Genomic DNA, 7131 nt, shown 5'->3' on the forward strand with positions numbered 1-7131 from the left:
CCGGCACCCCTCAGGCGACCGGCACCGTGACGACGCAGTTCCGCCCGGAGCTCTTGGCCTCTCGCAGCGCAGCGTCCGCGGCCTCGAAGACCCGTCTCGTCGCACCCGGTGCGACATCGTCCAGCCAGGCCGCGCCGACGCTCGCGGTGACGGTCAGCGGCCCCACCGGCGTCGCGACGGGCACCGAGGCGACGGCGGCGCGCAGCCGCTCGCCGGCGAGCGCGATCTCGTCGGGGTCCGTCACCGGCGCCACCACGACGAACTCCTCACCGCCGATCCGCGCAGCGAACTCGTCGCTGCGGGTGTGCTCCGCGAGCCGCGCCCCGATCTGCCGCAGCACGTCGTCGCCGACGCTGTGCCCGTGGGTGTCGTTGACCGCCTTGAAGCCGTCGAGGTCGATCATCAGCAGGCCGAGGGCCCAGGTCGCACCCCGGCGGCGACGCCCCGCGACGATCCGCTCGATGAAGGCGTCGTAGGCCCGCCTGTTCGGCAGCGCGGTCAGCGTGTCCGTCAGGGCGGCCGCTTCGAGCCGACGGTTCTCCGCCTCGAGCTGCCGGGACCTGCTCTGCTCCGTGGCGAGGGCCGCGACCAGGTTCGGGCTCAGCGCCGCCAGGCTCTCCTTGGCCCGCAGCAGCAGGAGCTCGAGGGAGGCCTCGTGAGGACGCTCGGTGCGGAACATGTCCGCGATCTCCTCGAGCGCAGGTGTCGCTCCGACCAGGAGCCCGTCGGTCTCCTCCTCGGTGAGATCGAGGAGCTCGGCCGCCCGGACCTGGTACGCCTCCAACGCCGCCCCCGCACGATCCGGCGTGGCCACGACGAGCCGTGCGGCTGCGTCCGCCACGCTGAGCACCCGGGCGATGCGCGCGGCAGCGCCCTGGGTGCCCTCGGGCCGGTTCCGATGACGCACGGCGTCGCTCAGCACGCCCGGCAGGCCCCACCGGTCGAGGATCTCCCCGGTCACCTCGTCGCTCGTGCAGCCGACCGCCGCACGCTCGTCCACGTCGTCGAGCCAGTGCCCGGCGGCGCGGGCCGCGTCGGCGTAGTCCAGGTGCTCGGTCAGCGCGAGCCGGCCGAGGTTGCCGAGGAGTCCGACGATGAAGCACTCGTCGACCAAGCGGGGGTCGCGGGCGCTCGAGATCACCTGCGCGAGCGCACTGGTCGCCAAGGTGTGCCGCCAGACGAGCATGGCGCCCGGCTCCGAAGCATCCGGAGAGGTGAGCACCGAGAAGGTGAGCGAGAGCAGCTTCAGCGTGCGCAGCCCGAGGACGCTCGCCGCCCGCGCGAGGCTCGTGGTGCTCCCACCCATCCCGTAGACCGGCGAGTTGGCCACCCGCAGCACCTGGGCCGCCAGCGCGGGGTCCCGGCTGATCACCGTCGCGATGTCCTCGATGCTCGCCCGGTCACCGTCCGCGAGCCGGATCATCTCGACGGCGACGGGAGCGAGCGTCGGCAGGTCGCCGAAGCCCGCGGCGACCTCCGCGGGTTGAAGGACGACAGCACCAGCAGTCGACATCGATCGGGCCCCTCCCCCTTGCCTGCCGGCCCCCCTGTGCACCACCTGAGCGGGCCCTCGTCGAGACCATCGGCCCGATGGTCGGACACTTGAGGCGAATCGCGGCACTCCCGGCGCTGCCGGACCTCGGCCGGAGCCCACGCCGCTCGCCCGTCACCACGGGTCCGCGACGATCACCGGGAGCCATGTCCGATTCCCGGCTGCTGTCGGTGCCAGACTGTCCCGACCGGAACGCGATGCAGCCCGGGCCCGTCCCGGACCGCATCGCTCGGACGAGGAGAGGCGACGCGCGGTGGGAGATCGCAGACGCGAGGTCAGCCTCGGCCGTGGGGAGGAGCTCGCCGGGCTGGCCCGCCGGGTCGTCGCCCTGGGCATCGTGGTCGGTGCCCCGGTGATCGCCGGGACCTGGATCAGGGACGCACCGCACGACGTCTGGGTGCGCTGGGGCTACCCCCCGCTCGGCGCCGTCCTCCTCCTCTTCGCGTGGATCCTGCTGCGCAGGCCCGCCTGGTCCGTCGCCGCTGCGCTCACCCTCCTGCTCGGCCTGGACGCCGGATGGATCGCGGTGGCCCTCGGCCGGATCGCGAGCGCCCCCGACGCGGTCACGGCCTGGGCCCTGCTCCAGCCCACCCCGCTGCTGGGCGTGGTGGTCTGCCTCGTCGTGGGGTTCCTCTTCATGCGCACCCGCGCGGCACTGGTCCTCGGCTCCGCGTACGGCATCCTGTTCACCGCGCTGATCGCCGGGGCGATGTGGCGTCGCGGTGGCGAGGCGGCGGACGTCTGGCTCGCCATCCGCTACGGCGTCTACCTCGGGGTCATCCTCGTGCTGCTCTTCGTCCTGTCCCGGGCCAAGGAGCACGTGGCCTCGGCGGTCGCCGACGCCGCACGGGCCGATGCGACGGCCGTGCGGATGCGAGAGATGGCCTACCGCGACGAACTGACGGGGATCGCGAACCGCCGTCGCCTCCTGGAGGAGCTCGGGTTCCAGTCCGAGCTCGTCAGCCCCACGCACCCGGTCTGCGTCGTGTTCTTCGACCTCGACCACTTCAAGGACGTCAACGACACCCACGGGCACGACCTCGGCGACCAGGTGCTGCGGGTGGTGGCCGAGGTCGCTGGGCACATCGTCCGGGAGAACGACCTGCTCGCCCGGATCGGCGGTGAGGAGTTCGTCCTCGTCGCCCCCGGCACGGACCACTCCAGGGCCGTCCAGCTCGCCGAACGCCTGCGGCAGTCGCTCCCGCGGGCGATGGAGCAGGCGGTCGGGGTGCGGATCACCGCGAGCTTCGGCGTCACCTCGATGCGCCCGAACGAGTCCCCGGCCTCGGTGCTGCGCCGGGTCGACGAGCTCATGTACCAGGCCAAGGCCGAGGGGCGCGACCGGGTGACCTCGGCCGACCCGGGCGCTGCCTGAGCGGGCTGCTCCTCAGCGGCGTCGACGCGGCGCCGCGCCTCACGACGCGCAACGCCTCGCCCGATCGCGCATGACGGTGCCCGGCACGGGAGGTCACGTGCCGGGCACCGCTGCGGGATGGACCGCGCCGCGAGCGGCGCTGTCGGGTTACGGGAGCAGGACCCCGTCGATGACGTGGATCACGCCGTTGCTGGCCTCGACGTCGGTCGCGGTCACGTTCACCGTGCCCCCGTTGGCGTCGGTCAGCGAGACCGCGTCGCCGTCGACGTTCACGGTGAGCTCGGCACCGTTGACGGTCTCGACCATCTGACCGTCCATCGTCAGGACGTCGGCCGCCATGACCTTCCCGGAGACGACGTGGTAGGTCAGGATCCCGGCGAGGTCACCGGTCGGGTCCTCGAGGAGCGTGTCCAGCGTGCCCTCGGGAAGCGCGGCGAAAGCGTCGTCCGTCGGGGCGAAGACGGTGAACGGGCCCTCGCCCTTGAGCGTGTCGACGAGCTCCGCAGCGGTGAGGGCTGTCGCGAGGGTCGTGAAGTCCCCCGCCGCCACGGCGGTGTCGACGATGTCCGACTCGGCCATCACGTCGTCGGTCATGGTCTCCTCGGCGGAGGTCTCGGCAGTGGTGGGCTCGGTGTCCTCTGCCGTGCTGCACGCGGCGGTCGCGAGGGCGAGGGCGAGGACGGTGGCCACGGAGAGAGTGCGTCGCATCGGAGTGGTCCTTTCGTGGAGGGGAACCGTGCTGTCACTCCCTCTACGGCCCGACCCCGGCTCGTGGATGCACCTCGACACGCGCAATCTGCCGCGACCTCCCGCCAGAGGCGGTCCCGGGCGGGAGTCGTCCGCGGCCGTCGCGCCCGATCTCCCCGGTCGCGGCTCCCCGGCTCGCGACCGGTAGCGCGAGGTGGAAAGATCACAGACGGCAAGGAGGCCTCCGGCGCACTGCCGGGTCGGCGGGGGTCTGCCGTCCTCCGCAGGAGCGCCGTGACGGTCGAGTACCCGGCAGGCGAGAGGAACGGGTGCACGATGAGCGACTCCAGCCCCAAGCCATCCACCGAGGTCCGGGCCCGGACCGAGACCGCCAGCGACCTGATCACACCGACCGGGACGACCACCATCGCAGACGTCGTCGTGAGCAAGATCGCGGGCCTCGCGACCAAGGAGGTCGCGGGGGTCTACGCGCTCGGTGGCGGACCCGCCCGCGCGATCGGCCAGCTGAGGGAGCGCATCCCGGGTGCGCGCACCAACCACTCGCAGGGCGTCTCCGTCGAGGTCGGAGAGGTGGAGGCTGCCGTCGACCTCGACCTGGTCGCCGAGTACGGGCCGTCCATCCAGGACGTCGCCGAGGGTGTCCGACGCAACGTCATCGGCTCGGTCGAGCGGATGACGGGCCTGCGGGTCGTCGAGGTGAACGTCGTGGTCAACGACATCCACCTGCCCGAGCCCGAGAAGGCCCCGGAAGAGCCGCGCGAGCCACGCGTCCAGTGACCGGAACCGACCCGGTTGCGCGGATCGACGCCGAGGACCTGGCCGACCGGATCGCCCGGGCGACCTTGTCCGTCCCCGGCGTCCGACGCCTGCACGGCGGGGGCTACGGGGAGGTCGGCACCTATCTGGCCGGGCGCCGGATCGTCGGCGTGCGGACCGGCCCGCGCGGCACCGAGGTGCACGTCGTCGTCTCCGCCGAGGACCCGGTGCCACGGACCGTCGCCCGCCTGCGCCGCGCGCTGGACGGTGTCGCCCCGGGGCCGATCCACATCCACGTCGAAGACCTCCAGGTCCACGACGACGAGTGAGCCGCTCGGGACACCCGGGCACCCACCCGCCGACGGGCCGCAGTCGCACCACCACTCGAGGAGCAAGACATGCCAGCAGCCGTCGTAGGACTGTTCACCGGGCTCGCGCTCACCCTCATCGCCGCGGTGGGCGGCGGGGGCGCGTTCCTCCTCGCCCTCGTCCTCGGGTCGGTCGGGCTGGTCGTCGGCCTGGTGATCGACGGCCGGATCGATCTCGCGTCGATCCTGTCGGGCTTCCGTCGTGGTTGATGCCCCGGGCCGGCACGCCGAGCCGGGCGTCGTCGACCGACCGGCCGATCCGGACGCCGGTAGCCGTGGGAGCCTGGAGATCGCCGACCGGGCCGTCGCCACGATCGTGCGCCGGTCGATCGTCGACGTCCCGGGCGTCGCCCCGACCAGCGCCTCGGGAACCATGAACCGTGCCGTGGGACGGGGCTACCCGCGCGTCTCGGTGCAGCGCGCCGGGCAGCACGTGCGCGTCGGTGTCGACCTCGCCGTGCTGTGGCCTGCCCCGGCGGGGACGATCGCCGGCCGCGTCCAGGAAGCGATCGCCCACGGGCTGGCGGAGCTCGCCGGGCTCGTGGTCGACGGGGTCGACGTGACCGTGCGCACGGTGCAGCGCGCCGAGGTCGCGTCGGAGGGGCGCGTCCGGTGACCGATCTCCGGAACGAGCAGGCCCGGGAGACCGGGGCGATGGCCCCTGCTGGCGAGCCGAGCCGGGCAGGGCTCGTCGTCGTGGTCGCCGCCGTCCTCGCCCTCGGTCTCGTCGCACTCGGAGTGGTCCTCGTGCGCGAGGTGCTCGTCATGCGCGTCCTCGACGGCTCACCGTGGATCCCCGGGCTGCTCTCCGCCGTCGACGGGATCGAGCCGAGCATCGGCTCGTCGGTCGTGGGCGGCCTCGCCGTCGCGCTCGGGCTGTGGCTCGCCGTCCTCGCCCTGCGCCCGCGGGTCCGCCGCAGCCTCCGGGTCGGCTCGCCGACCGGGGTGTGGATCGGCCGCTCCGACGTGGCCAAGCTGGCGACCCGCGCCGCCCTGGACGTGGACGGCGTCATGGCCGCACGCACCCGCGTGAGCCAGCGCACCGTGACCGTGACCATCCGCACGCTCGGTGCGAGCGAGGACATCGTGGCGGCCGTGAAGGCCTCCGTCGAGCCCTTGCTCCTTCCCGTCGTCGGCATCGGCGTCCGAGTCGTCTCGCGGCGCGCGTGACCGGCCGCCACCAGAGAGGACCGTGATGATCCAGCGTTCCGTCGTCGCCGTGGACCGGGCCGTCGTGCTGCTGCTCGCCGTGGCCCTGGTGCTCAGCGGCCTCGCCCTGCTCGCCTGGCACGCCGGTTCCCTTCCGCAGGTCTGGCCCGCCTCCTGGCCGCCGGTCCAGGACCAGGTGCGCCTCGACACCCGCTTCCTCGAGTCGGGCTGGTGGCCCTGGGCGATCGGCGTCGGCGGGGTCCTCGCCGTCCTCCTCGGTCTCGGGTGGCTGCTCGCACACGTCCCGAGCCGCACGGTGGGCACCGTCGTGCTCCCGGGTGGGCCGATCCCGGGGACCCTGCGGATCGACCCGACGCCGGCCGTCAGGACCGCAGCGGAGCAGCTGCGCCGGAACCCGGCCGTCCGACGGGCGAGCGCTGCCGTCGTCCGGGAACGGCGGGAGGTCGTCGCCAGGCTCCGGGTGACCCTCGAGCCGAGCGGGAACCTGCACGATCTCGTCACCGCGATCGACCAGGTGAGCACGGACCTCCGGCGGGTGCTCAGCACCGACCGGATCACCGGCCGCGTCGAGATCGAGGTCGCCAGGGGGACGGGGCCCGTCGAGCGGACGAAGTGAGGCCGAGGCCCGGCACACGGCCCTTCCCGTGATCGCGCCCCACGCGGGCGCGCCCACCGGTCAGTCGCGACGCAGGCCCCAGCGCGAGCGGGTGCGCCCGGCCGCAGCCCCACCGGCGGCCTCGTGCGGCCCCGCTCCCGCGCCGCCCTCGGCCGGGCGCACGAGCTCACGGACGAGCGGGCGGATCGGATCACCGTCGACGAACGGGATCCGGCGGATCACGTGCTCGGCGAGCAGGTAGACGCTCTCCTCGTCCTGCGTGTGGACGACCTCCAGGACCGGGTCGGACGGGACCGAGCGCGTCCCCACCATGGCGAAGGCCATGGACTCCGTCAGGACGACGAGGAAGGACTGCCTGCGCAGCGGGTCGCCTCCCGGCACGGCGACGTACCGCAGACCTGCGAGCTCCGTCGCCGGTGCGTCGTAGCCGAACAGCGCGCACAGGACGGCCGACTCCCGCACCTGCGGCATCGGGTCGGTGTCGAAGTAGCCGTCCAGGGGTGCGCCGTCGCCCTGGCCGACGAGCACCACGGGCGAGGAGCCCGTCGCGACCGCGCGTCGAAGGAAGAACCCACAGATCTGGATC

At 73.5% G+C, this 7131-nt stretch carries 10 protein-coding genes; 7 read left to right on the top strand and 3 right to left on the bottom strand.

Annotated elements, in window-relative coordinates:
• Positions 1-10: 10 nt before the first annotated feature.
• On the bottom strand, positions 11-1513 hold the full coding sequence (locus tag ABWK99_RS11595) for a diguanylate cyclase (RefSeq protein WP_372594860.1): 1503 nt from the start codon (positions 1511-1513) through the stop codon (positions 11-13).
• A gap of 292 nt (positions 1514-1805) precedes the next feature.
• Between ABWK99_RS11595 and ABWK99_RS11600 the strand changes: the two genes are divergently transcribed.
• Positions 1806-2927, top strand: coding sequence for a diguanylate cyclase (locus ABWK99_RS11600; protein WP_372594861.1), 1122 nt, complete (start codon positions 1806-1808; stop codon positions 2925-2927).
• A 147-nt stretch (positions 2928-3074) separates the two neighbouring features.
• Here ABWK99_RS11600 and ABWK99_RS11605 read toward each other — a convergent pair whose 3' ends face one another.
• Positions 3075-3635, bottom strand: a complete 561-nt coding sequence (locus ABWK99_RS11605; RefSeq protein WP_372594862.1) for a fasciclin domain-containing protein — start codon at positions 3633-3635, stop codon at positions 3075-3077.
• Between the two features lie 315 nt (positions 3636-3950).
• Here ABWK99_RS11605 and ABWK99_RS11610 point away from each other — a divergent pair, with 315 nt between their 5' ends.
• From ABWK99_RS11610 to ABWK99_RS11635, 6 genes are all read left to right on the top strand, one after another.
• Positions 3951-4412: an Asp23/Gls24 family envelope stress response protein gene (locus tag ABWK99_RS11610; protein ID WP_372594863.1), complete on the top strand. Its 462-nt coding sequence runs from the start codon at positions 3951-3953 to the stop codon at positions 4410-4412.
• Entirely contained in the window at positions 4409-4720 is a 312-nt protein-coding gene (locus ABWK99_RS11615) for a hypothetical protein (protein ID WP_372594864.1), read from the top strand. The genes ABWK99_RS11610 and ABWK99_RS11615 overlap by 4 nt, the downstream gene beginning before the upstream one ends.
• A gap of 69 nt (positions 4721-4789) precedes the next feature.
• A complete protein-coding gene (locus tag ABWK99_RS11620; RefSeq protein WP_372594865.1) occupies positions 4790-4969 on the top strand; it encodes a hypothetical protein in 180 nt (59 codons plus the stop codon).
• Entirely contained in the window at positions 4962-5375 is a 414-nt protein-coding gene (locus ABWK99_RS11625; protein ID WP_372594866.1) for an Asp23/Gls24 family envelope stress response protein, read from the top strand. Before ABWK99_RS11620 ends, ABWK99_RS11625 begins: the two co-directional genes overlap by 8 nt.
• Positions 5372-5929, top strand: coding sequence for a DUF6286 domain-containing protein (locus ABWK99_RS11630; RefSeq protein ID WP_372594867.1), 558 nt, complete (start codon positions 5372-5374; stop codon positions 5927-5929). Before ABWK99_RS11625 ends, ABWK99_RS11630 begins: the two co-directional genes overlap by 4 nt.
• 25 nt (positions 5930-5954) lie before the next feature.
• Positions 5955-6545 carry a hypothetical protein gene (locus ABWK99_RS11635; protein WP_372594868.1) on the top strand — a complete coding sequence of 197 codons (591 nt, stop codon included), beginning with the start codon at positions 5955-5957 and terminating at the stop codon, positions 6543-6545.
• Between the two features lie 60 nt (positions 6546-6605).
• Here the strand turns inward: ABWK99_RS11635 and ABWK99_RS11640 are convergent.
• Positions 6606-7131 (bottom strand): hypothetical protein (locus ABWK99_RS11640; RefSeq protein WP_372594869.1); only part of this gene is annotated, 526 nt, incomplete at its 5' end.

It is taken from the genome of Actinotalea sp., from assembly GCF_041597215.1.
GTDB lineage: Bacteria > Actinomycetota > Actinomycetes > Actinomycetales > Cellulomonadaceae > Actinotalea.

What these genes read in the sequence shown, in the direction of transcription:
- ABWK99_RS11635 (WP_372594868.1), top strand. Translation starts at nt 5,955, where the DNA reads ATGATCCAGCGTTCCGTCGTCGCCGTGGACCGGGCCGTCGTGCTGCTG.
- ABWK99_RS11610 (WP_372594863.1), top strand. Translation starts at nt 3,951, where the DNA reads ATGAGCGACTCCAGCCCCAAGCCATCCACCGAGGTCCGGGCCCGGACC.
- ABWK99_RS11620 (WP_372594865.1), top strand. Translation starts at nt 4,790, where the DNA reads ATGCCAGCAGCCGTCGTAGGACTGTTCACCGGGCTCGCGCTCACCCTC.
- ABWK99_RS11595 (WP_372594860.1), bottom strand. Translation starts at nt 1,513, where the DNA reads ATGTCGACTGCTGGTGCTGTCGTCCTTCAACCCGCGGAGGTCGCCGCG.
- ABWK99_RS11605 (WP_372594862.1), bottom strand. Translation starts at nt 3,635, where the DNA reads ATGCGACGCACTCTCTCCGTGGCCACCGTCCTCGCCCTCGCCCTCGCG.